Annotated in this window: 25 protein-coding genes; all 25 read left to right on the forward strand. The window is 62.9% G+C overall.

The window, feature by feature from the left end:
* Positions 1–38: 38 nt before the first annotated feature.
* The 25 genes from arsB (at position 39) to AB5Y80_RS12835 (ending at position 23,466) form a co-directional block, all read left to right on the forward strand.
* Positions 39–1,103: an ACR3 family arsenite efflux transporter gene (gene arsB / locus AB5Y80_RS12715; protein WP_368173012.1), complete on the forward strand. Its 1,065-nt coding sequence runs from the start codon at positions 39–41 to the stop codon at positions 1,101–1,103.
* Positions 1,104–1,154: 51 nt separating this feature from the next.
* Complete coding sequence (gene arsC / locus AB5Y80_RS12720; protein ID WP_368173013.1) at positions 1,155–1,580, forward strand: glutaredoxin-dependent arsenate reductase; 426 nt, start codon at positions 1,155–1,157, stop codon at positions 1,578–1,580.
* 103 nt (positions 1,581–1,683) lie between these two features.
* Complete coding sequence (locus AB5Y80_RS12725) at positions 1,684–2,460, forward strand: hypothetical protein (protein WP_109112489.1); 777 nt, start codon at positions 1,684–1,686, stop codon at positions 2,458–2,460.
* Between the two features lie 139 nt (positions 2,461–2,599).
* The gene (locus tag AB5Y80_RS12730; RefSeq protein ID WP_324033282.1) at positions 2,600–2,986 is read left to right on the forward strand and encodes a hypothetical protein; all 387 of its coding nucleotides are present in this window, start codon (positions 2,600–2,602) and stop codon (positions 2,984–2,986) included.
* 129 nt (positions 2,987–3,115) lie between these two features.
* Complete coding sequence (fliE, locus tag AB5Y80_RS12735; RefSeq protein ID WP_029314161.1) at positions 3,116–3,433, forward strand: flagellar hook-basal body complex protein FliE; 318 nt, start codon at positions 3,116–3,118, stop codon at positions 3,431–3,433.
* A 55-nt stretch (positions 3,434–3,488) separates the two neighbouring features.
* Positions 3,489–5,189 (forward strand): flagellar basal-body MS-ring/collar protein FliF, encoded by a 1,701-nt coding sequence (fliF, locus tag AB5Y80_RS12740; RefSeq protein ID WP_010673916.1) that lies wholly within the window; start codon positions 3,489–3,491, stop codon positions 5,187–5,189.
* Positions 5,182–6,243, forward strand: a complete 1,062-nt coding sequence (gene fliG / locus AB5Y80_RS12745) for a flagellar motor switch protein FliG (RefSeq protein WP_010673917.1) — start codon at positions 5,182–5,184, stop codon at positions 6,241–6,243. Before fliF ends, fliG begins: the two co-directional genes overlap by 8 nt.
* Positions 6,244–6,313: 70 nt before the next feature.
* Positions 6,314–7,117, forward strand: a complete 804-nt coding sequence (fliH, locus tag AB5Y80_RS12750) for a flagellar assembly protein FliH (protein ID WP_368173014.1) — start codon at positions 6,314–6,316, stop codon at positions 7,115–7,117.
* 74 nt (positions 7,118–7,191) lie between these two features.
* A complete protein-coding gene (gene fliI, locus AB5Y80_RS12755; protein WP_029314163.1) occupies positions 7,192–8,523 on the forward strand; it encodes a flagellar protein export ATPase FliI in 1,332 nt (443 codons plus the stop codon).
* 16 nt (positions 8,524–8,539) lie between these two features.
* Positions 8,540–8,980: a flagellar export protein FliJ gene (gene fliJ / locus AB5Y80_RS12760; protein ID WP_039039911.1), complete on the forward strand. Its 441-nt coding sequence runs from the start codon at positions 8,540–8,542 to the stop codon at positions 8,978–8,980.
* A gap of 87 nt (positions 8,981–9,067) precedes the next feature.
* The gene (locus AB5Y80_RS12765) at positions 9,068–10,981 is read left to right on the forward strand and encodes a flagellar hook-length control protein FliK (protein WP_368173015.1); all 1,914 of its coding nucleotides are present in this window, start codon (positions 9,068–9,070) and stop codon (positions 10,979–10,981) included.
* A gap of 57 nt (positions 10,982–11,038) precedes the next feature.
* Positions 11,039–11,545, forward strand: a complete 507-nt coding sequence (fliL, locus tag AB5Y80_RS12770; protein WP_010673922.1) for a flagellar basal body-associated protein FliL — start codon at positions 11,039–11,041, stop codon at positions 11,543–11,545.
* A gap of 10 nt (positions 11,546–11,555) precedes the next feature.
* Entirely contained in the window at positions 11,556–12,629 is a 1,074-nt protein-coding gene (gene fliM / locus AB5Y80_RS12775) for a flagellar motor switch protein FliM (protein WP_041212627.1), read from the forward strand.
* Between the two features lie 41 nt (positions 12,630–12,670).
* Positions 12,671–13,066: a flagellar motor switch protein FliN gene (gene fliN, locus AB5Y80_RS12780; RefSeq protein WP_010673924.1), complete on the forward strand. Its 396-nt coding sequence runs from the start codon at positions 12,671–12,673 to the stop codon at positions 13,064–13,066.
* Positions 13,063–13,446 carry a flagellar biosynthetic protein FliO gene (gene fliO, locus AB5Y80_RS12785; RefSeq protein WP_368173016.1) on the forward strand — a complete coding sequence of 128 codons (384 nt, stop codon included), beginning with the start codon at positions 13,063–13,065 and terminating at the stop codon, positions 13,444–13,446. Before fliN ends, fliO begins: the two co-directional genes overlap by 4 nt.
* The gene (gene fliP, locus AB5Y80_RS12790; protein ID WP_010673926.1) at positions 13,433–14,191 is read left to right on the forward strand and encodes a flagellar type III secretion system pore protein FliP; all 759 of its coding nucleotides are present in this window, start codon (positions 13,433–13,435) and stop codon (positions 14,189–14,191) included. The genes fliO and fliP overlap by 14 nt, the downstream gene beginning before the upstream one ends.
* Before the next feature lie 122 nt (positions 14,192–14,313).
* Positions 14,314–14,583: a flagellar biosynthesis protein FliQ gene (fliQ, locus tag AB5Y80_RS12795; protein WP_010673927.1), complete on the forward strand. Its 270-nt coding sequence runs from the start codon at positions 14,314–14,316 to the stop codon at positions 14,581–14,583.
* Between the two features lie 91 nt (positions 14,584–14,674).
* Positions 14,675–15,472 carry a flagellar biosynthetic protein FliR gene (fliR, locus tag AB5Y80_RS12800; protein WP_010673928.1) on the forward strand — a complete coding sequence of 266 codons (798 nt, stop codon included), beginning with the start codon at positions 14,675–14,677 and terminating at the stop codon, positions 15,470–15,472.
* A gap of 74 nt (positions 15,473–15,546) precedes the next feature.
* Positions 15,547–16,677: a flagellar biosynthesis protein FlhB gene (gene flhB / locus AB5Y80_RS12805; RefSeq protein ID WP_010673929.1), complete on the forward strand. Its 1,131-nt coding sequence runs from the start codon at positions 15,547–15,549 to the stop codon at positions 16,675–16,677.
* 328 nt (positions 16,678–17,005) lie between these two features.
* Positions 17,006–19,108, forward strand: a complete 2,103-nt coding sequence (gene flhA, locus AB5Y80_RS12810; RefSeq protein ID WP_010673930.1) for a flagellar biosynthesis protein FlhA — start codon at positions 17,006–17,008, stop codon at positions 19,106–19,108.
* Between the two features lie 16 nt (positions 19,109–19,124).
* Positions 19,125–20,630: a flagellar biosynthesis protein FlhF gene (gene flhF / locus AB5Y80_RS12815; RefSeq protein ID WP_201925114.1), complete on the forward strand. Its 1,506-nt coding sequence runs from the start codon at positions 19,125–19,127 to the stop codon at positions 20,628–20,630.
* Between the two features lies 1 nt (position 20,631).
* Positions 20,632–21,507: a MinD/ParA family protein gene (locus tag AB5Y80_RS12820; protein ID WP_010673932.1), complete on the forward strand. Its 876-nt coding sequence runs from the start codon at positions 20,632–20,634 to the stop codon at positions 21,505–21,507.
* Positions 21,500–22,219, forward strand: coding sequence for an RNA polymerase sigma factor FliA (locus tag AB5Y80_RS12825; protein WP_041212632.1), 720 nt, complete (start codon positions 21,500–21,502; stop codon positions 22,217–22,219). Before AB5Y80_RS12820 ends, AB5Y80_RS12825 begins: the two co-directional genes overlap by 8 nt.
* Before the next feature lie 110 nt (positions 22,220–22,329).
* The gene (cheY, locus tag AB5Y80_RS12830; RefSeq protein WP_010673934.1) at positions 22,330–22,713 is read left to right on the forward strand and encodes a chemotaxis response regulator CheY; all 384 of its coding nucleotides are present in this window, start codon (positions 22,330–22,332) and stop codon (positions 22,711–22,713) included.
* 12 nt (positions 22,714–22,725) lie between these two features.
* Entirely contained in the window at positions 22,726–23,466 is a 741-nt protein-coding gene (locus AB5Y80_RS12835; RefSeq protein WP_010673935.1) for a protein phosphatase CheZ, read from the forward strand.
* Positions 23,467–23,477: the final 11 nt, after the last annotated feature.

A 23,477-nucleotide genomic window follows, 5' to 3' on the forward strand; every position in this document is an offset into this window, starting at 1 on the left:
AACCTGGGGTGCGAGCGTGGATCGCACCGGGAGTCATCATGTCTGCAAGCTGTGAGGCCAAGGCAGCCCCTGCCATCGGCTTTTTTGAACGTTATCTGACCGCCTGGGTCGCCCTCTGCATCCTGGTGGGTATTGGCCTCGGGCAGGGGTTACCGAGCCTCTTCAAGGCCATCAGCGCCATGGAGGTGGCCAGGGTCAACCTGCCGGTGGGGCTGCTTATCTGGGTGATGATCATCCCCATGCTGCTCAAGATCGACTTTGGCGCCCTGCACCAGGTGAAGGGGCACCTCAAGGGAATCGGGGTCACCCTCTTCATCAACTGGCTGGTCAAGCCCTTCTCCATGGCCTTCCTCGGCTGGCTCTTCATCCGCGTGCTGTTTGCCGACTGGCTGCCGGCGGATCAGCTGGACAGCTACGTGGCTGGGCTGATCCTGCTGGCAGCGGCCCCCTGCACCGCCATGGTGTTTGTCTGGAGTCGCCTCACCAACGGCGATCCCTACTTCACCCTGTCGCAGGTGGCGGTGAACGACCTCATCATGGTGTTTGCCTTTGCCCCGCTGGTGGCGCTGCTGCTCGGGGTCTCCAGCATAGTCGTGCCCTGGGATACCCTGCTCACCTCGGTGGTGCTCTACATCGTCATCCCCGTCATCCTCGCCCAGCTGCTGCGCAAGGCCTTGCTGAGAAAGGGGCAGGCCCATTTTGACGGCGTCATGATCCGCATCCAGCCCTGGTCGGTGGCGGCCCTGCTGCTCACCCTGGTGCTGCTGTTCGCCTTTCAGGGCAACGCCATCATCGAGCAGCCGCTGGTCATCGCCCTCCTGGCGGTGCCCATCCTGATCCAGGTGCTGTTCAACTCCGGGCTCGCCTACTGGCTCAACCGCAAGGTGGGGGAGAAGCACTCGGTGGCCTGCCCTTCCGCCTTGATCGGGGCCTCCAACTTCTTCGAGCTGGCGGTGGCCGCCGCCATCAGTCTGTTCGGCTTTCACTCCGGCGCGGCGCTCGCCACCGTGGTCGGGGTGCTCATCGAGGTGCCGGTCATGCTGCTGGTGGTGCGCGTGGTCAACGCCAGCAAACCCTGGTACGAGGCGGGGCTAAGCCGCTAACGGATGGCCACTAACCCATTTCTATTCACTTGAGTCATGAGAGACAGGCAAATGAGTGCAATCACCCTCTATCACAACCCGGAGTGCGGCACCTCCCGCAACACCCTCGCGCTGATTCGCAACAGCGGCGTGGAGCCCACCATCATTCACTATCTGGAGACGCCCCCCTCCCGCGACGAGCTGGTGGCCCTGATCGCCGCCATGGGCATGCCGGTGCGCGATCTGCTGCGCAAGAACGTGCCCCCCTACGAGGCGCTGGGGCTGGCGGAAGCGCGCTTCAGCGATGACGAACTGATCGATGCCATGCTGGCCCATCCCATCCTGATCAACCGGCCCATCGTGGTCACCCCCCTCGGCACCCGGCTGTGCCGCCCGTCGGAGGTGGTGCTCGATATCCTGCCTGAGCCGCAGCAAGGGGCCTTTGCCAAGGAGGATGGCGAGCAGGTGGTGGACGGTCAGGGCAAACGGCTTCGTTGAGCCCCTGCGCGTCAGCGTCTGACCCGCGCCGGGGGGATGCCCTTAACGGGCAGGCGCCAGATCTGCTACTGTGACCTTCGACTCATCACAGAGGGTGGAAACAATGAAGATTCGATTCCTGGTGATAGCCACGGCACTGGCGCTGGCCTCGACCCCCAGTCTGGCCGATTGGGCAAAGCTGAAGGAGGCCGCCTCCGAACTCGGTACCGCGGTGAGCGATACCAGCAAGGAGGCGTGGAAGGGGATCACCGATTTTTCCAAGGAGACCTGGGAGTCGGTGTCCAGCTGGGGGGCCGAAGCCTACAACAAGGCGGGGGCCTGGACGGCAGAGAGCGCGGCCACCGGCAAGGAGTGGCTGACCGCCGCCGACAAGAAGCTCGACACCATGCTCGAGCCCAAGACCCCGGAGGAGGCGAGAACCGCCCTCGATACCATGGCCGATACCGCCCTGGTGCGGCTGTTCAACGAACAGCCCTCGGCCAAGTTGCTGTTTGACAAGGCTTATGGCTATGCGGTGTTCGACTCGCGCAAGTTCTCCCTGATGATCCACACCAATCAGGGGGCCGGGGTCGCCGTCAATCGCACCAGTGGCAAGCACACCTACATGAAGATGTTCGGTGCCGGTCTTGCGGCCGGGATCGGCGGCAAGTTCTACCAGCAGGTGATCCTGTTCGAGGACAAGGCGAGGTTCGATGCCTTCGTCAGCAAGGGGTGGGAAGCCACCTCCGAGGTGGGCGCCGTGGCGGGCAAGGAGAGCGCCGAGCTCACCGCCAAGTACAATGGCGGCATGGCCATCTACCAGATTGGCGAGAAGGGGCTGTTGCTTGACGCCAACATCTCGGGCTCCAAGTATTGGCTGGATGATGACCTGAACAAGTGATCCCTGCCGATCTGACTCGTTTTTTCTTGGAGGAGATCGAGGTGCACTCTGTTTAATTGTCGGGACTTGCAGTAAAAAGAGGGCCTTGGGCCCTCTTTTTCATGGGCGCCGCACAGAGTCCAGCGACAAGGAGAGCAAGATGACCCATGAGGCCGAACAGGAGCGGATGGCTGCCCACCGCCGGGAGTGGGACAAGCAGAGCATCTATCTGCGCCTGCAGGAGGGGATCCCGGCCGCGTTCTGGGTCTGGGGGGATCTGGTGGCACCGCTCGAACCCTGCCTGACACAGAGTGATCAGGGGGCATCCTTCGGTTGGGGGGAGGCCGACGAGGCCAGCCTGGCGCTTTCCCATGCCATCATCGCCAGGCTGGTGAGCGTGGGGCTGGTGGCCCCCGAGCAGGCGGGGGAGAAGGCCCGCTACCTGCGCGACGAGGTGCTGGCCAAGCTGCCTGCAGGCGAGCACTACGATCTGCACCTGAGTTACCTGCGGCTGTTGCTGGGCGATCCCCCCGGCTCTGCGGCCTGATCCCCGGATGGCCGGTGCCCGCCGGCCTGATCGCGCCCCGCTTTTATCCCTGATCTCGAGATCTCGCTCTGGTTGGCACCTTTATTGCTTTAAGCCAGTCAGTGTCAATGATTTGTCTGGGAAGGGAAGATGGAAATTAGCGCAAGCAGCCTGATGCAAGAGATGCAGGCCCTCAAGGTGGAAGCCGGTGCCACGCCGTTGACCCAGCCCGGTCGTCCGGTCAGCTCCGATTTCGGCCAGATGCTGCAACAGGCCCTGGACAACGTCAACGAGTTGCAGGGCACCGCCAACGATCTGCGTACCCGCTTCGATCTCGGCGACAAGTCGGTGGATCTCTCCCAGGTGATGATCGCCGGCCAGAAATCCTCCATCGCCTTCGAGGCGACGGTGCAGGTGCGCAACAAGATGGTCGATGCCTACAAGACCATCATGAACATGCCGGTGTAACTCGGGCCCATGGCGACCGAGCATCATGAAGATGTCAGCAATAAGGACATAAACCGTGGCAACTGATCAAAACGGCGATCTGCTGATCAACAACGAGGGGGCGGCCGCCCTCGACGAGCACGAGCAGAAGAGCTCGGCGCTGGGCTTCCTGTCCAACACCGATGTGTTGCGCCAGATCACCCTGATCCTGGGGCTGACCATCTGTCTGGCCATCGCCGTCTTCATCCTCTTGTGGGGCAAGGAGCCGGAGATGCGTCCCCTCGGCACCTTCACCACCCAGGAACTGGTCTCCACCCTGGATTACCTGGATCAGCAGAAGATCCCCTATCAGGTGGATGGCAAGAGCGTGCTGGTCAGTGCTGAAAACTATGCGGACATCCGGTTGCGCCTGACCCGCGCCGGTCTGGCCAACAACAGCGACGCCAGCAACGACGGCGAAGCCATCCTGCTCAAGGACTCCAGCTTCGGCGTCAGCCAGCGCATGGAGAGCGAGCGCCTGAAACTGAGCCGCGAGCGTCAGCTGGCGAGCGCCATCGAGCAGTTCCAGAACGTCGCCAAGGCCCAGGTGCTGCTGGCCATCCCGAAAGACAACGTGTTCGCCCGCAACGAACGCAAGCCCAGCGCCACCGTGGTCCTGAGCCTCAAGGGCAACGCCCTGGGCCAGGGTGAGGTGGACTCCATCGTCGACATGGTCGCCTCCGCCGTTCACGGTCTGGAGCCGACCCGCGTCACCGTGACCGACCAGAACGGTCGCCTGCTCAACTCCGGCTCCCAGGATCCCCTCTCTGCCCAGACCCGCAAGGAGTTTGCGATGCAGCAGAAGCAGGAGCTCGAATACAAACAAAAAATTGACGCCATCCTGATCCCGGTGCTGGGGGCCGACAACTATACGGCAGAGGTGGATCTCTCCCTCGACTTCTCCCAGCAGGAACAGACCCGCAAGACCTACAACCCGGACTTGCCGGCGGTGCGCTCCGAAATGACCATGGAAGAGAACAGCGCCAGCGGCAGCAACGGCGGGGTACCCGGCGCCCTCTCCAACCAGCCGCCCGCTGCGTCCAACATTCCCGAGCAGGCAGCCGGCGCAGAAGGAACCGCCTCTTCCGGCCGTTCCCGCAAGGAAGCGACCCGCAACTTCGAACTGGACACCACCGTCAGCCACATCCGGCGCCAGCAGGGCGGCATTCGCCGCATGACGGTGTCGGTGGCGGTGGATTACAAGGCCATCCCCGGCGCCGACGGTGCCGTGACCCGGGAAGCCCGCAGCCAGGCCGAACTCGATACCCTGCGCCGTCTACTGAGCGGCGGTCTGGGCTTTGACGTGACCCGGGGGGATACCCTGGAGGTGGTCGCCATTCCGTTCAACCGCCCGGAACTCGAGACCGTGGCCGACATCCCTCTCTACGAGCAGCCCTGGTTCTGGCGCGCGGTGCGCATCGCCGCCTCCGTGCTGGTCATCATAGTGCTCATCGTCACCGTGGTGCGGCCCATGCTCAAGCGCCTGCTCTACCCGGACGCCAAGCCGGAAGGGGAGCTGGACTTCGACAACCACACCGTGCTGGGTGGCGACGACGAACTGAGCCTGCTGGCCGCCCAGGCCGAGGCCGAACCGGTATTCGGTCTGCGGGATGGTCAGCTCAAGCTGCCTGACCTGCACCGTGACGAGGATCTGCTCAAGGCCGTGCGCGCCCTGGTAGCGAACGAACCTGACCTGGCCGCCCAGGTCATCAAAGAATGGGTAACCAAAGATGCCTGAAGAGAATAAAAGCCAGGTCACCGGCAACGACATCACCGAAAGCCAGCGTTTGATCCTGGATCAGATGGGCGGCATGGAGATGGCGGCGGTGCTGATGCTGAGCCTCAACGAGGAGGACGCGGCCCAGATCTTCCGTCACCTCGAGCCCAAGCAGGTGCAGCGGCTCGGCATGTCCATGGCCTCCATGTCGGATTTCAGCCACGATCGGGTGGCGGCGGTGCATCGTCAATTTATCGACGACATCCAGAAGTACACCAACATCGGCATCGGCAGTGAAGACTTCGTGCGCAAGGCCCTGGTGGCGGCGCTCGGGGAGGACAAGGCCAGCAACCTGGTGGATCAGATCATCTTGGGGTCAGGTGCCCGCGGCCTCGACTCCCTCAAGTGGATGGATGCCCGCCAGGTGGCCAGCATCATCCAGAACGAGCACCCGCAGATCCAGACCATCGTCCTCTCCTATCTGGAGCCGGAGCAGTCCGCCGAGATCCTGAGCCAGTTCCCGGAGCAGGTGCGCCTGGATCTGGTGATGCGCATCGCCAACCTCGAAGAGGTGCAACCGGCGGCGCTGCAGGAGCTCAACGACATCATGGAGAAACAGTTCGCCGGTGCGGCCGGTGCCCAGGCGGCCAAGATGGGCGGCCTGAAGGCGGCGGCCAACATCATGAACTACTTGGACACCAACATCGAAGGGCAGCTGATGGACTCCATCCGCGAGTCGGACGAGGAGATGAGCCAGCAGATCCAGGATCTGATGTTCGTGTTCGAAAACCTCATCGACGTGGACGATCGGGGCATCCAGACCCTGTTGCGGGAAGTGCCCGGGGATCTGCTGCAACGGGCCCTCAAGGGGTCGGACGACCAGATGCGGGAAAAAGTATTCAAGAACATGTCCAAGCGGGCCGCCGAGATGCTGGCGGACGACCTCGAGGCCATGGGGCCGATCCGGGTCTCCGAGGTGGAAGCCGCCCAGAAGGAGATCCTCTCCACGGCGCGCCGCCTGGCGGATGCGGGCGAGATCATGCTGGGGGCGGGTGGTGGCGAAGAGTTCCTCTAAGCCATGGGCCATGGAATGTGCGATGATGTCGGCTCCTGTACCCGGCCCTCGATAGGAGTCTCTTCGGCACATGAATGACAAGAACAGCAAACTGCGCGGCTATCTGAGGCCCGAGTCCGACACGGCGCAGATTGAGACCTGGGGCTGGCCAGAGATGGAGACCGAAGCCGAGGTCGAGACCAATGCCCTGGGGCTGGCTCCTGACTGGTATCGTCAGGAGCAGGCCGATGCGGCCCTGCCGGAAGAACAACCCGAAGAGCCCGCCCCCAGCATCACCGCCGAAGAGGTGGAGGCGATTCGTCAGGCCGCCTGGGAGGAGGGGATGCGCGAGGGGCGCGAGGCCGGCTTTGCCAAGGGGCTGGAAGAGGGCAAGCTCGAAGGCTTGCAGCAGGGCCACCAGGCCGGGCTGGAGCAGGGCAGGGAAGAGGGCCTCGCCATGGGGCGGGAGCAGGTGGAGCTGGAGATAGCCCGCTGGCAAGCCCTGGTCTCACGCCTGGCCACTCCCCTTGGCGAGATGGACGAGGCGGTGGAGCAGCAGCTCATCGCCCTGGTGCAACAGCTCGCCCGCGCCCTCATCCGCCATGAGGCGCAAACCTCCCCCACGCTGCTGCTGGAGGCCCTCAAGCAGGGGTTGGCCCTGCTCCCTGCCGCCGAGCAGGGGGTTACCCTGATGCTGCACCCGGAGGATGTGACCCGGGTAGAGGCCGCCTTTGGCGCCGAGGAGTGCGCCAGGCGCCACTGGCGGCTGCAAAGCGAGCCCACCTTCTCCCCCGGTGATCTGCAACTGGCCACCGAGCTTTCCAGCATCGATCTCACCCTCTGTGGGCGCATCGATCAGCTGCTGCGCAACTTCCTGCGTGACAACGCGAGCTGAGCCATGGCCCGGTTCGAACCCGTCGTGCAGCGCCCTGCTGACGGCATCATCAGGCACTCATCGTCGGAGGCGACATGACGGCACCCCTTCTTGATCGGCTTAAAGGCTACCGGGTTCGCGAGCAGGCCCCCATACCACCGGTGGCAGGCAAGCTCACCCGGGTGGTGGGGTTGACCCTGGAAGCCATCGGCTGCCGCGCTGCCATCGGCTCCCTGTGCCGCATCGATACCCAGGATGGGGCCCTGGAGGCCGAGGTGGTGGGGTTTGCCGGGGATCGCCTGTTCTTGATGCCGAGCGAGCAGCTCAAGGGGGTTATTCCCGGCGCCCGGGTGGTGCCCGTCACCGAAGATCACGGCATTCCGGTGGGCATGAGTCTGCTTGGCCGGGTCATCGATGGCATCGGCCAGCCCCTGGACGGGCTCGGCCCCATCCTCTCGTCCCAGACGGTGCAGTTCGCCCAGCACCGCATCAATCCCCTGGCCCGTCGCCCCATCCATCAACCCATGGATGTGGGGGTACGGGCCATCAATGCCGTGCTCACCGTGGGCCGGGGTCAGCGCATGGGGCTGTTCGCCGGCTCCGGTGTCGGCAAATCCGTGCTGCTTGGCATGATGACCCGGGGCTCGGTGGCGGATGTCGTCGTGGTAGGCCTCATCGGCGAGCGGGGCCGGGAGGTGAAGGAGTTCATCGAGGAGATCCTCGGCGCCGAGGGGCGCGAGCGCGCCGTGGTGGTGGCCGCCCCTGCCGATGCCTCGCCGCTGATGCGCCTCAAGGGGTGCGAGACGGCGCTCGCTATCGCCGAGTATTTTCGGGAGCAGGGGCTCAATGTGCTGCTGCTGATGGACTCCCTCACCCGCTACGCCCAGGCACAGCGGGAAATTGCACTGGCGGTGGGGGAGCCGCCGGCCACCAAGGGCTATCCCCCCTCGGTGTTTGCCAAATTGCCGGCGCTGGTGGAGCGGGCCGGCAACGGCAGCGACGGCCAGGGCTCCATCACCGCCTTTTTCACCGTGCTGACGGAGGGGGACGATCTGCAGGATCCCATCGCCGACGCGGCCCGGGCCATCCTCGATGGCCACATCGTGCTGGCGCGGGAGCTGGCGGATGCGGGCCACTATCCGGCCATCGACATCGAAAAATCCATCAGCCGGGTCATGCCCATGGTGACCTCACCGGAGCACATGGAGCTGGCGCGCACCTTCAAGCAGTTCTACTCCCTCTACCAGCAGAACCGGGATCTCATCACCATCGGCGCCTACAGCCAGGGATCGGATCCGCGCATCGACCGGGCCATCATCCAGAAACCCTATCTGGATCAGTTCTTGCAGCAGAAAATGCGCGAGGTCATTCACTACGATGAAGGCCTGCAATCCCTGCAACTGGTGGCCATGCCCCTGATGCGTTGACCGGTGGAGAGCCCTTATGAGTAAAGGATTGACGTTGCTGGCGAGTCGGCTGGAGGAGGCTGAACAGCAGGCCGCCATGGCGCTGGCCAAGGCCCAGCAGGATCTCAAGCTGTTCATGGATCAGCAGAACGCCCTCAACCAGTACCGCCAGATCTACCACCAGCAGTGGACGGAGCGCGGTCTGCAGGGGATCAGCCCCCAGCAGAACAGCCAGTATCACGCCTTCATCAACAAGCTCGAAAACGCGGCGACCCAGCAGTACCAAGGGGTGTTGCAAGTGCGCGAGGCGCTGGCCGAGTGCCGCACCCAGTGGCTCGAAGCCCAGCAGCGGCGCAAGGCGGTCGAGCTGCTGCTGGAGAAGAAGGCGGACAAGGTGCGCCAGAAGGCCCAGCGCCAGGAGCAGAAGATGCTGGATGACTACGCCATCCTGCGTCGTTATCACCAATCTGGCCTGTAATTTGCTTTCTTCCGGTCATGCGAGGCCGATGGGCCAAGCCATGACCGCATGTGCGGCCGTCACCGAATCGTCGTCAGGGATCCCAGCATGATACAGACCCCCTTGATTAGCACTCTCCCCCAGGCGCCTTCTGCCGATGGCAGTGCCACCCTGCTGGCTCCCACCGTCGGGGGCGAAGGGGGCGTGCAGCCGTCAGGCGAGGGCAAGGCCGCCTTCTCGCAAGCCATGGCCCAGCTGATGGGCAAGGCGCCAGCCAGCCAGGGAAATCCAGCGCTCCAGGGGCCCGCCGAGGGCGCCCGGGAGGGGCTTGCCCCGGCTGCCAAATCTTTGGCGTCTGACGAGCCCGCCACCGAGTCCGCGTCTTCCTTGAAGGGGGCGGACGACGAGGGCGAGCTGCCTCCCGACGACTTCCTGCAACAGTTGCAAGCCTCCCTGCGCCAGGATGTGAGCCTGGTGGTGCCCCCGACATCGCCCGCCATGGCCGGTGAGGCGGCGGCGCCTGTGGACGGCAACCCCTTGCCGCCTGGCGCCGCTGCGCCTGGGATGGCAGAGGGGGTGGGAATGGCAGAGGACGTGGGGTTGGCAGAGAGCGTGGAGGCGACAGAGGGGAGCGCCTCCCTGCCGCAGATGGCGCCAGAGCGTCAGCAGGAAGGGAACAAAGCGAAAGCTGCTCCCGGTGCGACCCAAGGCGCCAGCACCGTGCCGAGCGGTCAGGGGGCTCTGCCGCTGGGGGCCGAAGAGCCCCCCTTGGCCGATGACACTGCCGTGGCCGACCAGGGCGGAGCGACCCGCCAGCCCATGGCAGGCAAGGGAGCGGAGCCGGATGCCAAGGGGGGTGAGCCCCCTCTCTCGGGTCAGGAGCGTGCCGCCCTGCTCGCCAAAGTAGTGGCAGGAGAAAACGCCCTGGCTCCCACTGTCACCCGGGTTGACTCATCGCAAGAGGCACAGGTGACCGATCCCCTGGCGTCGGCCGGACAGGGGACAACCGCTTCCCGTGCCGCCAGCGCCTATGGCGATGGCGTGATCCGGACGGTGGCGCAGGGGCCGGCCCCTGCAGCCACACCGGAGTCCGCCCCGCCCGCGACGGCGGCAGGGACAGAGAAGGACGCCCCTGTCGCCGGTGAGGCCAGACAGGCTGAGGCCGCGAGCGGGCAGGGAGCCCGTGCAGGGGCCGAGCCTGCGGTGAATGCAGGGAGCAGCCAGCCCGTGACGACGGAGGACCCGGCCCCCGTGCAGGTGGCGCCGCAGATCCTGGCCCGTCATGAATCCCAGGGGGCACAGGCTCCCCTGACGGCCCTCTCGGCGGGCCTGGACCAGATGGAGAGCGCCCCCGTGGTGGCCGCCGGCGCGGCCGTGTCGGTGAAGCCCGCGGTGGACAAGTCCCGGCTCGAAGAGCTGGGCAAACAGTCGGGGATGGAGGTCAAGGGCAGTGAACCCGCCGAGGGGAGCCAGCCTTTGCATCAGGCACAGAGCCAGGTCGGCGAGAACCGACCGCTGGCCGAGTCGACCGTCAGACGGGAGCCCCAGAGCCTGCCCCACCTCAAGCTGGCGACCCCTGAGGCCCCCGAGCAGCTGCACCACAAGGTGAACCTGATGCTGGCGGACAAGCTGCAACAGGCGGAGATCCAGCTAGACCCCCTGGGGCTTGGCAAGATGAAGATCCAAATCCAGATGGATGCCTCCAGCCAGGCCAGCGTGCACTTCGTGGTGCAGCATGGCCAGACCCGTGAGATGCTGGAGCAAGCCATGCCGCGCCTGCGCGACATGCTGGCAGGGCAGGGGATCCAGCTCGGCCAGACCGTGGTGCAACAACAGGCGCAGCAGCAAGCCTTCCAGCAGCAAGGGCAGTCATCCTCCCAGGGTCAGTCCGGTTTCGGTGACCAGGGGCGACAGGGGGGAAATGGCGGCGGCAGCGATGGCAGAGAGGCCGAGGGGAGCGCTCGCAACCTCACGCTGCTGGTGGAATCGGCAAACGATGCCGGAATCGATTTCTATGCTTGATGCATTCTTAAGTAAGTTTATGATACCGAACAAGTTTGAGACTAGGGTGGACAAGGGATGGCAGACGATAACGAACTGACGCTGAAGGATCCGGCGGCAGGCAAGAAAAAGAAGCTGATCATGATAGTCGCCCTGGCCGTCGTGCTCCTTGGTGGGGGTGGCGCCGGCGCCTGGTTCATGCTCGCCGGTGGGGATGAGCCCGCTGCCGAAAAGAGCGAGGCCAAGCCGGAGGCGAACACGCCCCAGCCCTCGCTCTATGTGGGCATGCCCCGTCCCTTCGTGTTCAACGTGGCGGGAGGCCAGCGGGATCGGCTGGTGCAGATCAAGATCCAGCTGATGGTGCGCGGCACCGCCGACGAAACCCTGGCCAAACAGAACATTCCCCTGATCGAAGGCACCTTGCTGCGGGTCTTCAGCTCGGCGACCGCTGAACAGCTGATGACCTTCGAGGGCAAGGAGAAGCTGCGTCAGGATTCGCTGGAAGAGTGCCGCCGGGTGCTGAACGACCTGGTCTCTTCTCCCGTAATCGAACAAGTGCTGTTTACCGGCTTTGTCATGCAATGAAAGGTGAAGCGTGAGCGATCTGTTAAGTCAGGACGAGATTGATGCCCTGCTGCACGGCGTCGACGATGTCGAGGAGGAGGAGCTGGGATCAGCCGGGGATCCCGGTATCGCCCAGTTCGACTTCTCCTCCCAGGACCGCATCGTCCGCGGCCGCATGCCGACCCTGGAGCTGGTGAACGAACGGTTTGCCCGCCACATGCGCATCAGCCTGTTCAACATGATGCGGCGCACCGCCGAGGTCTCCATCAACGGCGTGCAGATGCTCAAGTTCGGCGAATATGTCCACACCCTGTTCGTGCCCACCAGTCTGAACATGGTGCGTTTCCGCCCCCTCAAGGGGACGGCGCTCATCACCATGGAGGCGCGGCTCGTCTTCATCCTGGTGGAGAACTTCTTTGGCGGTGATGGCCGCTACCACGCCAAGATCGAGGGGCGGGAATTCACCCCCACCGAGCGGCGTATCATCCAGATGTTGCTCAAGCTGGTGTTCGAGGACTACAAAGATGCCTGGGCGCCGGTGATGGACGTGGGCTTTGAATACCTCGACTCCGAAGTGAACCCGGCCATGGCGAACATCGTCAGCCCCACCGAGGTGATCGTGGTGAGCTCCTTCCACATCGAGCTGGACGGCGGTGGCGGCGACTTCCACGTGGCCATGCCCTACTCCATGCTGGAACCCATCCGCGAACTGCTGGATGCGGGGGTGCAGAGCGACAAGGGGGATACCGACGTGCGCTGGAGCAAGGCCCTGCGCGACGAGATCATGGACGTCAAGGTGGAGCTCAAGGCCAAGCTGCTGGAGACCGAGCTCTCCTTGCGTGAACTGATGGAGCTCAGACCCGGGGACATCATCCCGGTGGAGATGCCGGAGAACCTGCTGGTGTTCGTGGAGGATCTGCCCACCTTCCACGCCAAGATGGGGCGCACCAAGGAGAACGTGGCGCTCAAGATCACCGACAAAATCAAGCGCCCTGACGGGGTCAAGACAGAGATGCATCTGGTGACCCGCGGGGGCGTGCGCATTGATGGCGAAGCCGAGCTGGAAGAGCTCGAGCGAAGCATCTCTGACAAACACCCTGATTGATCCTCCCCCCGGGGAGGTGTTGCAACACTGAGGAATTGAAGATGAGCGGAACCGATGACGAGCAGGATTTGATGGCTGACGCCTGGGCGGCCGCACTGGAGGAGCAGGTCACGGCCGAAGCCAAGCCTGCCCCCCTGGAGGAGTTGAAGGACGAAGCCCCCATCAGCGCTGAAGAGCGGCGCAAGCTGGACACCATTCTGGACATCCCGGTGACCATCGCCATGGAAGTGGGCCGCAGCCAGATCAGCATTCGCAACCTGCTGCAACTGAACCAGGGCTCCGTCGTGGAGCTGGATCGGGTGGCGGGTGAGCCCCTGGACGTGCTGGTCAACGGTACCCTGATCGCCCACGGCGAGGTGGTGGTGGTGAACGACAAGTTCGGTATCCGCCTCACCGACGTCATCAGCCAGATTGAAAGGATCAAGAAGCTCAAATGATCCGTGTGCTCCCGTTGTGGCTGTTTTCCCTGCCTGCCCTGGCCACCCCGGGGGTAGGGGCCAATCCCCCCAGCCTCATCTCCTGGCTGCTCTCCAGCCTGATGGTGATCGGCCTCATCTTGGTGCTCGGCTTTCTGCTCAAGAAGAGCAAGCTCTCCCAGGTGATGGGAGGGGGCCAGATGAAGGTCATCGCCACCCTGCCCCTTGGCTACAAGGAGAAGCTGATGGTGGTCAAGGTGGGCGGCCAGCAGCTGCTGGTCGGGGTGACGCCGCAGCAGGTCAACTTCCTCTATCGCCTGGAGGAGCCGCTGGACGAGAGCCAGCCCCAGGCGTTCTCCGAGCAACTGGGCAAACTGATGGGCAAGCATGAAAAACGTTAACTGGACCCGGTGGCTGGCACTGCTCTCCCTGGTGCTCTCGCCCCTGGCGATGGCCCAGGACGGCATGTCGGCACTCACCGTCAAGACCATGGCGGATGGCAGTCAGGAGTACAGCCTGACCCTGCAGGTACTGGCGCTGATGACCGCGCTCTCCTTCCTGCCGGCCATGGTGATCATGATGACCTCCTTCACCCGGATCATCGTGGTGCTCGGCATCCTGCGCCAGGCCATCGGTCTGCAGCAGAGCCCCTCCAATCAGGTGCTGATCGGCATCGCCCTCTTCATGTCGTTTTTCATCATGTCGCCGGTGCTGGATCGCATCAACAACGAGGCGTTGCAGCCCTATCTGGCCGAGACCATCGGGGCCAAGGAGGCCCTGGAGAAGGCGGAGCTGCCCATTCACCAGTTCATGCTGGCCCAGACCCGGGTCAAGGATCTCAATACTTTCATGGAGATAGCGAACGTGCAGGTAGCCGAGCCTGCTGACGTGCCGCTGCGGGTGCTGATCCCGGCCTTTGTCACCAGCGAGCTCAAGACCGCTTTCCAGATAGGCTTCATGCTGTTTCTGCCCTTCCTGGTCATCGATCTGGTGGTCGCCAGTATCCTGATGGCCATGGGGATGATGATGCTCTCCCCCATGCTGGTCTCCCTGCCGTTCAAGCTGATGCTGTTCGTCATGGTAGATGGCTGGAACCTCATTCTGGGCTCCCTGGCCACCAGCTTCGGGCTGGGCTCGGGTGGTTAGGGGAGGGCAGACCCTCCCCCGGCTCTCCCATTCACTCGGGGAGGAAGCGAGGCCTCTCTTTCTCTCGAAAGAGGAGGCCGGGAGGATGCGGCCCTGGGCAAACCCATCACAAGGAGAGAGCAATGAGTCCTGAAACCTTCGTCGACGTCTTTCGCGAGGCGCTTTGGCTGGTGACCATCATGGTGTGCGCCGTGATCCTGCCGAGCCTGATGGTGGGGTTGGTGGTCGCCATCTTCCAGGCCGCCACCTCCATCAACGAACAGACCTTGAGCTTCCTGCCCCGTCTGGTGGTCACCCTGCTGGCCCTGGGGGCGGGGGCTCACTGGGGATTGCAAAGTCTGATGGACTTCTTCCAGCTGATGGTGAGCCAGATCCCCGAGGTGGTGGGCTGATGCCAGCCAAGGGCCACTCTTTTGCTCTGGCCGAGGCAGAACTGGGCCTGCGTCCTCCCGTTGGCCTGTTCCTGCCGGGAGTGCCGCTGTCATGACCTACACCACGGCGCTCATCATGGAGTGGCTCTCCTCCATCCTCTGGCCCCTGGCCCGGGTGAGCAGTCTCCTGATGGTGATGGCGGTCTTCGGCAGCCGGCTCGCCCCTGCCCATATCCGCATCGGCCTGGCGCTGGCGATCACCCTCATCATCGCCCCCCTGCTGCCCCCCATGCCGAAGATCGAGCTCTTCTCCCTCGGCAGCTTCCTGGTGCTGGGGCAGCAACTGCTCATCGGCATCGCGCTTGGCCTCATGACCCAGTTCCTGCTGGAGACCTTCGTGATGGCGGGTCAGGTCATCGCCATGCAGACCAGCCTGGGCTTTGCCACCCTGGTGGATCCCATGAACGGCCAGTCGGCTCCCGTGGTGGGCCAGTTCTACCTGATGCTGGCGACCCTGGTGTTTCTCGCGGTGGACGGCCACCTGCTGATGCTGCGCATGGTGGTGCTGAGTTTCGAAACCCTGCCGGTATCTGACAGCGGGCTCACCCTGCCTGCCATCCGCAGCCTGGTGAGCTTTCTCGGGGTCATGTATCAGGCTTCTCTGGTGATGGCGCTCTCGGCCATCATCGCCCTGCTGCTGATCAACTTCGCGTTCGGGGTGATGACCCGTGCGGCCCCCCAGCTCAACATCTTCAGCATCGGCTTTGCGGTGAGCATGATGTCGGGCCTGTTCATCCTCTGGCTCACCATAGGTGGCTTCATGGGGCACTTCGACGCGCTCTGGGAGCGGGTGCAGGAGACCAGCTGCGAGCTCATCAACGTCCAGTGCTTCGGGGGCCAGCATGACTGAGGCCCTCCCGGTTGCGGCCCTTTTGCCGCCAGTCTGGCGGGCCGCCAGTCGGCTGATGCCGGCAGGAGGCCAGCATGGCTGATACCGATCAGGAACGCACAGAACAACCCACGGGCAAACGACTGCAACAAGCCCGGGAAAAAGGGCAGATTGCACGTTCCAAGGAGCTGGGTACCGCCAGCGTCCTGCTGGCGACCGTGTTCGGCCTCCTGATGATCAAGGAGAGTCTGGCAGGGGCCATGATCAAGGTGCTCACCATGGGCTTTACCCTGGACCGGGATCAGGCGTTCGACCCCAATGCCATGGGGGCCATGGTGCCTGCCCTGCTGGGGGAGCTTATCCAGCCGCTGGGGCTGCTGTTCATGCTGGTGATCATCGCTGCCTTCGTCGGCAACACCCTGCTCGGCGGGATGAACTTCTCCTCCGAGGCCATGCTGCCCAAGTGGAGCAAGCTGAGCCCCCTGAGCGGCATCAAAAGGATGTTCGGGGTGCAATCTCTGGTGGAACTTGTCAAATCCATCGCAAAAGTGGTGTTTATCAGTCTGTTCGCCTGGTGGATGCTGTCGAGCCAGTTCAACCATCTGCTGAATCTCTCTCTCGAGGGTTTTCCCGGCGGCATCGTCGATGCCCTGGACCTGCTGCTCTGGATGTTGATCATCCTCTGCTGCGCCCTGATCCCCATTGTCGCCATCGATGTGCCGTTCCAGAGCTGGAACCACAATCGCCAGCTCAAGATGACCAAGCAGGAGATCAAGGACGAGTTCAAGGACAGCGAAGGCAAGCCCGAGGTCAAGGGGCGGATACGCCAGTTGCAGATGCAGATGGCCATGCGCCGCATGATGGGGGATGTCCCCAAGGCCGATGTGATCATCACCAACCCGACCCACTACTCGGTGGCGCTCAAATACGATGCGGGCAAGCCGGGGGCGGCGCCCAAGGTACTGGCCAAGGGGGTCGACGAGGTGGCGATGAAGATCCGGGAGATCGGGCGCGAATACGACATCCCCGTCATGTCCTCCCCGCCGCTCACCCGGGCCCTTTACCACGCCACCGAGATTGGCCAGGAGATCCCGGAGGGGCTCTTCGCCGCCGTCGCCCAGGTGCTGGCCTATGTCTATCAGCTCAAGAAGTTCCGCCGTGGCCGCGGCCGGCGTCCGACCCCCATCGCCACGGATCTGCCCATTCCACCCGAGTTTCGCAAATAACGCAGTGGAGGCAGCCTGATCCCGGGTTCTCTCCCTTGCGCCCCCGCGTTTCGCAAATAAAGCGGTGGGATGTCCCCACCATCCGATCTCTCCCTTGTGTCGAAAACAAGGCCGCAATCTCCCTGTCGAGGCGCGGCGCCTCGCCCCATGGCCTGGGCTGGCCTTTGGCCGGCTTGGTGAAGGCAGCTTCCCCCTGTCACCATTCCCCGTGACGCCAACGACGGACTTCTGACAGCGTTAAAATAAAAGCCATATAGATCAATGCATTGAATCCTTGGCTTGATATTTGCTTTAATCCGTCATTGGCAGTTTATCATTGAGAAGCACGATGGGATTCAAAGCGGGACTGGGCCGTTTCAAAGAGTACAAGTGGCTGCTCAGCAGAGGGGTAGGGACGCCGCTGCTGGTATTGGCCTCTCTGGGGATGGTGGTACTCCCCATTCCGCCCCTGATGCTGGATATCCTCTTCTCATTCAACATCGCCCTCTCCATCGTGGTGCTGCTGGTGGCGGTCTATACCCGCCGCCCCCTGGAATTTGCCGCCTTCCCCACCGTCTTGCTGATCGCCACCCTGCTGCGGCTCGCCCTCAACGTCGCCTCCACCCGGGTGGTGTTGCTGGAAGGCCACAACGGCAGCGCGGCGGCAGGCCATGTGATCGAGGCGTTCGGCAACGTGGTGATCGGCGGCAACTATGCCGTGGGCATCATCGTCTTCATGATCCTGGTGATCATCAACTTCGTGGTGGTCACCAAGGGTGCGGGCCGGATCTCCGAGGTGAGCGCCCGCTTCACCCTTGACGCCATGCCCGGCAAGCAGATGGCCATCGATGCGGACCTGAACGCCGGTCTCATCAATCAGGAAGAGGCCAAGAAGCGCCGTCAGGACGTGACTCAGGAAGCGGACTTCTACGGCTCCATGGACGGTGCCTCCAAATTCGTGAAGGGGGATGCCATCGCCGGCATCATGATCCTCTTCATCAACATCATCGGCGGCTTCATAATCGGCATGATGCAGCACCAGCTCACCTTCGGCGAAGCGGCCCAGGTCTATACCCTGCTCGCCATCGGTGACGGTCTGGTCGCCCAGATCCCCTCGCTCCTGCTCTCCATTGCCGCGGCCATCATCGTCACCCGTCAGAATACCGACCAGGACATGGGGACTGCGGTACTCGGCCAACTGTTCGAAAATCCCAAGGCGCTGGTGATCTCCGCAGGTATCCTGCTGATGATGGGCAGCGTGCCCGGCATGCCGCACCTGGCTTTCCTGAGCCTGGGGGCGGTGGCGGCGGCGGGCGCCTGGTGGCTGCTGCGCCGCGAGAAGCAGAACAAGGCGAAGGCGGCGAGCGGCGAACTCATGCCGGCCCAGGGGGATGCCCCGGTGGAGCAGAAGGATCTCAGCTGGGACGACGTCATGCCGGTGGACATCATCGGCCTGGAGGTGGGTTATCAGCTGATACCTCTGGTGGACAAGAACCAGGGGGGCGAACTGCTCAACCGGATCAAGGGGGTGCGCAAGAAGCTCTCCCAGGAGCTGGGCTTTCTGGTGCCTGCCGTCCACATTCGCGACAATCTGGATCTTGCCCCCAACCAGTACCGCATCACCCTGATGGGCGTGAGCACGGGGGAAGCCACCGTCTATCACGACAAGGAGATGGCCATCAACCCGGGGCAGGTGTTCGGCCAGATCCACGGTATCGCTACCCAGGACCCGGCGTTCGGGCTGGAGGCGGTCTGGGTCGCCAAGGAGCAGGTCTCCCAGGCCCAGACCCTTGGCTACACCGTGGTCGATGCGGCCACCGTGGTGGCTACCCACCTGAGCCAGATCCTCTCCAACCATGCGGCGCTGCTGCTGGGTCATGACGAGGTGCAACAACTGCTCGACATGATAGGGAAGCATCAGAGCAAGCTGGTGGAAGGACTGGTTCCCGAGGTGATCAGCATGGGCAACCTGGTGAAGGTATTGCAGAATTTGCTCAATGAAGGCGTGCCAATTCGCGATATGCGCACTATCCTGCAGACCCTCGTGGAATATGCGCCCCGCAGCCCGGACCCGGAAGTGCTGACCGCAGCCTGCCGGATCGCCCTGCGCAGATTGATTGTGCAGGAGATTGCCGGCCCCGAGCCCGAGCTGCCGGTGATCACCTTGTCACCAGAACTGGAACGTATATTGCATCAATCCCTGCAAGCAGGTGGGGGAGATGGCGCCGGTATCGAACCGGGACTGGCGGAGCGGATGCAACGCTCCCTGGTGGAAGCCACTCAACGACAAGAACTGGAAGGCCAGCCGGCCGTGCTTCTGACATCGGGGATATTGCGCAATACCCTGGCGAAATTTGTCAAGAATGCCATTCCTGGATTACGCGTGCTGTCCTATCAGGAAGTGCCTGACGACAAGCAGATCCGCATCGTCAGTGCGGTGGGACAGGGCTAGTTAGCGGAGATGACGGGTGAAGATTAAGCGGTTTTTTGCCAAAGACATGCGCACGGCGCTGGCCGAGGTCAAGGAGACTCTCGGACCCGATGCCGTCATCATGTCCAACAAAAAGGTCACCGGTGGGGTGGAGATAGTCGCGGCCGTCGATTATCAATCCCAGGTACCGGGGCCCAAAGACGCGCCGGTTCGCCGTCAGTTGAATGAAGAGAGCGTCAATATCTCGTCTGCGGGCAAGCAGATGACGAGGTCGGCGCCACCCAAGGAACAGAACGAATACTACGCCGATACCCTGGCGGCCCTGCTGGCGCGCCAGCAGAAGCTCAATCCGGCCAACCCGGCGGGTGGCAATGCCGCCCCGGGATCATGGTCTGGCAACGGAGGCAACGGAGGCAACGGTCAGCCGGCCTCGGCCTCCTGGCCCGCCAATGGCGCTGCCGGCACCCAGTCCGCCGGACTGGCGGGCGCGGCCAGTGCTCCCAGAACCCTGGCCGAACAGGGCCAGTGGGGCGCCGCTCCCGAGCCCGCCAAGCCCAAGGCCCGTCCTGCAGCCGCCCCGCGCCAGACCCAGTCCGCCCAGCGGGATCAGGAGATGGAGGGGATGCGCAAGGAGATGGCCAGCATCCGCAAGCTGCTGGAGCACCAGATCTCCGGCCTGATGTGGCAGGAGGTGGAGCGCCGTGAACCCATGCGCGCCCTGCTCATCAAGGAACTCAAGAAGATGGGGTTCGACGATGCCTTTGCCGATCAGCTGGCGGGCCTCATCCCCGAAGACATGCCGATCCATCAGGCCATGGCCCAGCTGGCCGAGGTGCTGACGGCCCAGCTCAAGATCAGCGAGGACGAGATCCTGCGTCAGGGAGGGGCGGTGGCCCTGCTCGGACCGACCGGGGTGGGCAAGACCACCACCATCGCCAAGCTAGCGGCCCGCTTTGCCATGAAGTATGGCGCCGAGCAGGTGGCGCTCATTACCACGGACAACTACCGGATCGGGGCCCACGAACAGCTGCAGACCTATGGTCGCATCATGGGTTGCCCGGTGCGGCAGGTGCGGGACGCCGAAGAGCTGGCCAGTGCCCTCTATCAGTTCCGCCATCGCCGGCTGGTGCTCATCGACACCGCCGGGGTGGGTCAGCGGGATATCCGCCTGACCGAACAGCTAGACACCCTGGTGAAGAATGCCAAGGTGCGTATCCGCAGTTATCTGGTCATGTCGGCCACCTCCCAGCGACGGGTGATGCAGGAGGCGGTGGATCACTTCCGGCGCATTCCGCTCTCCGGCTGCATTCTGACCAAGCTCGACGAGAGCCTGAATCTGGGTGAAGTGATCAACGTGTGCATTCAAAACGCCCTGCCCATCAGTTACATCACCGACGGGCAACGGGTGCCGGAAGATATTCAAGTTGCCAACGCGGCGCTGCTGGTCGGTGCCGCCATGGGGTCGCTGGAACGGGAAGCAGAAGATCCCTATTTCTGGGGATCGGGTTTTGGCGAATCCGAAGATTCGGAGTTTTATGAGTAACATGTATATGGATCAGGCGAGTGGTCTGCGCAAAATGCGTCAAAACAATCGAGTGAAAGTGATCGCCGTGTCCGGAGGCAAGGGGGGCGTCGGCAAGACCAACGTGACCCTGAACGTGGCGGGAGCCATGGCCGCTCAGGGCAAGCGGGTGTTGGTGCTGGACGCTGACCTTGGTCTGGCCAACGTCGACGTCATGCTGGGGCTGAGGGTGCATCGCAACCTCTCCCACGTGCTGGCGGGGGAATGCACCCTGGATGACATCATCGTCGAGGGGCCCTACGGCATGATGATAGTGCCGGCCACCTCGGGTACCCAGTCCATGGTGGAGCTCTCTCCGGTACAGCACGCCGAGCTCATCCGCGCCTTCAGCGAGATGAAGACCCAGGTGGACGTGTTGCTGGTGGACACGGCGGCGGGGATCTCCGACATGGTGCTGAGCTTCACCCGCGCCGCCCAGGACATCATGGTGGTGGTGTGCGATGAACCCACCTCCATCACGGATGCCTACGCGCTCATCAAGATCCTCTCCAAGGATCACGGTGTGTTCCGCTTCAAGGTGGTGGCCAACATGGTCCGCTCCCTGCGCGAGGGACAGGAGCTGTTCGCCAAGCTGACCCGGGTCACCGACCGCTTCCTGGATACCTCCCTGGAGCTGGTGGCCTGCGTGCCTTACGACACCAACCTGCGGGCCGCGGTGCGCAAGCAGAAACTGATAGTTGAGGCGTTTCCAAAATCCCCTGCCGCCCTGGCATTTCGTGCCCTGGCGAACAAGGCGGCGAGCTGGCCCATCCCGAATCAGCCGGGGGGCCACCTCGAATTTTTCCTGGAAAACTTGTTGCAAAAGCCGGTCATAACACAGGAAGACTCCCGTGAATAAAGCCCAAGCATACTTGCGTCATCAGGATTCCTACGTGCTGGTCGAGCGACACGCTCCGCTGGTCAAGCGGATTGCCCAGCATTTATTGGCTCGCCTGCCAAGCAGTGTCTTGCTGGATGACCTGATCCAGGCAGGTATGATTGGGCTGCTCGAAGCTTCCCGCAACTTTGACGGCAGCAAGGGCGCCAGCTTTGAAACCTATGCCGGCATCCGCATCCGTGGTGCCATGCTCGACGAGATCCGCCGCGGAGACTGGGTGCCCCGCTCGGTGCACCGCAACAGCCGTGCCATCGCAGAAGCGATCGAGAACGTGGAGCAGGCCCATGGCCGGGATGCCAGAGACACCGAGGTGGCCGCCAATATGGGGGTGTCCCTCGGGGAGTACCATGCCATGCTGCAGGATGTCTCCTGCGGCAAGATCATCGGCATCGAGGATCTGGGCGTCAGCGAAGATGTCATCGGTCATCCCGATGACGGCAACGGTCAGGGAGGATTCGACGATCTGGCGGCTGAACGCTTCCAGGGGGCCCTGGCGGAGCACATCGCCCGCCTGCCGGAGCGGGAGGCGCTGGTGCTCTCCCTTTATTACGATGAAGAGCTGAATCTGCGCGAGATCGGTGAAGTATTGAGTGTGAGTGAGTCTCGGGTGAGCCAGATTCATAGTCAGGCCATGCACAGGCTGCGCGCCCGTTTGCGAGATTGGAATTTATAAGTGGTTGTACTGGCTACACTGGAGCACAACTCTAAGGCATAATCCGCACCATAAAACCTGCGATCTGCATCATGTAAGTGAGCCGTCTTGGCGGCTATTTAGGAGGAACTTTGGACAAGAACATGAAAATCCTCATCGTCGATGACTTTTCAACGATGCGCCGGATTATCAAGAACTTGCTGCGTGACCTGGGATACAACAATACCCATGAAGCAGACGATGGCAACACGGCGTTGCCGATGCTGAAAAATGGCGACTTCCAGTTCGTGGTCACCGACTGGAACATGCCCGGTATGCAGGGCATCGACCTGCTCAAGGCGATTCGCCTCGACGACAAGCTCAAGCACCTGCCGGTTCTGATGGTGACTGCCGAAGCCAAACGCGAGCAGATCATCGAAGCCGCCCAGGCCGGGGTCAATGGCTATATCGTCAAGCCGTTCACCGCTGCCACCCTCAAAGAGAAGCTCGACAAAATCTTTGAACGTATCGGCTAAGGAGCGGCAGGGATGAAGGCCAAAACGAGTGCCATGATCTCGCTTGACCAGGCAAGGATGCTGGTTGCCCACCTGGAGCGGGAAGAGTTTGAACAGGCCGATACCATCCTCGCCGATGTGTGCGCCCCCAACGCGGCGGCCCTGTTTGACAAGGTGGGGCAGCTGACCCGCCAATTGCACAATTCATTGCAGGATTTTCGCCTGGATCCCAGGATCCCCGACCTGGCCACCCATGAGATCCCGGATGCCCGGGAGCGTCTGAGCTATGTCATCGACATGACGGACAAGGCGGCCAATCGCACCATGGATGCGGTCGAGGCAAGCCTTCCCATCGCCGATCGACTCAACGACAACATTCAGCTGGTCATGCCCAACTGGAATGCCCTGATGAGCCGGGATCTCGAGCTGGGTCAATTCAAGGCACTGTGCCATCAACTGAATGATTTTATTAAGGCTTCTGAGACGGATGCCGATAAGTTACGACAACTGCTGACGGAAATTCTGATGGCTCAGGATTTCCAGGACCTGACCGGTCAGATGATCCGCAAGGTGATCAAACTGGTGCAGGAAGTTGAAACGAAGTTGATAGAGATGCTGACCATGTTCGGTGAGGGCGTTAGCGACAATTCGGCACGTAGCCTGCCAGCGAGCGGCATCGAGGCGGAAGGCCCCATCATGAACCCGCAGACCCGCTCAGATGTGGTCAATGGTCAAGATGATGTGGACGATCTGCTGTCTAGCCTGGGATTCTAATGGAGTGACGC

The organism is Aeromonas sp. R2-1, assembly GCF_040908425.1.
In the GTDB taxonomy this organism is placed as follows: domain Bacteria; phylum Pseudomonadota; class Gammaproteobacteria; order Enterobacterales; family Aeromonadaceae; genus Aeromonas; species Aeromonas caviae.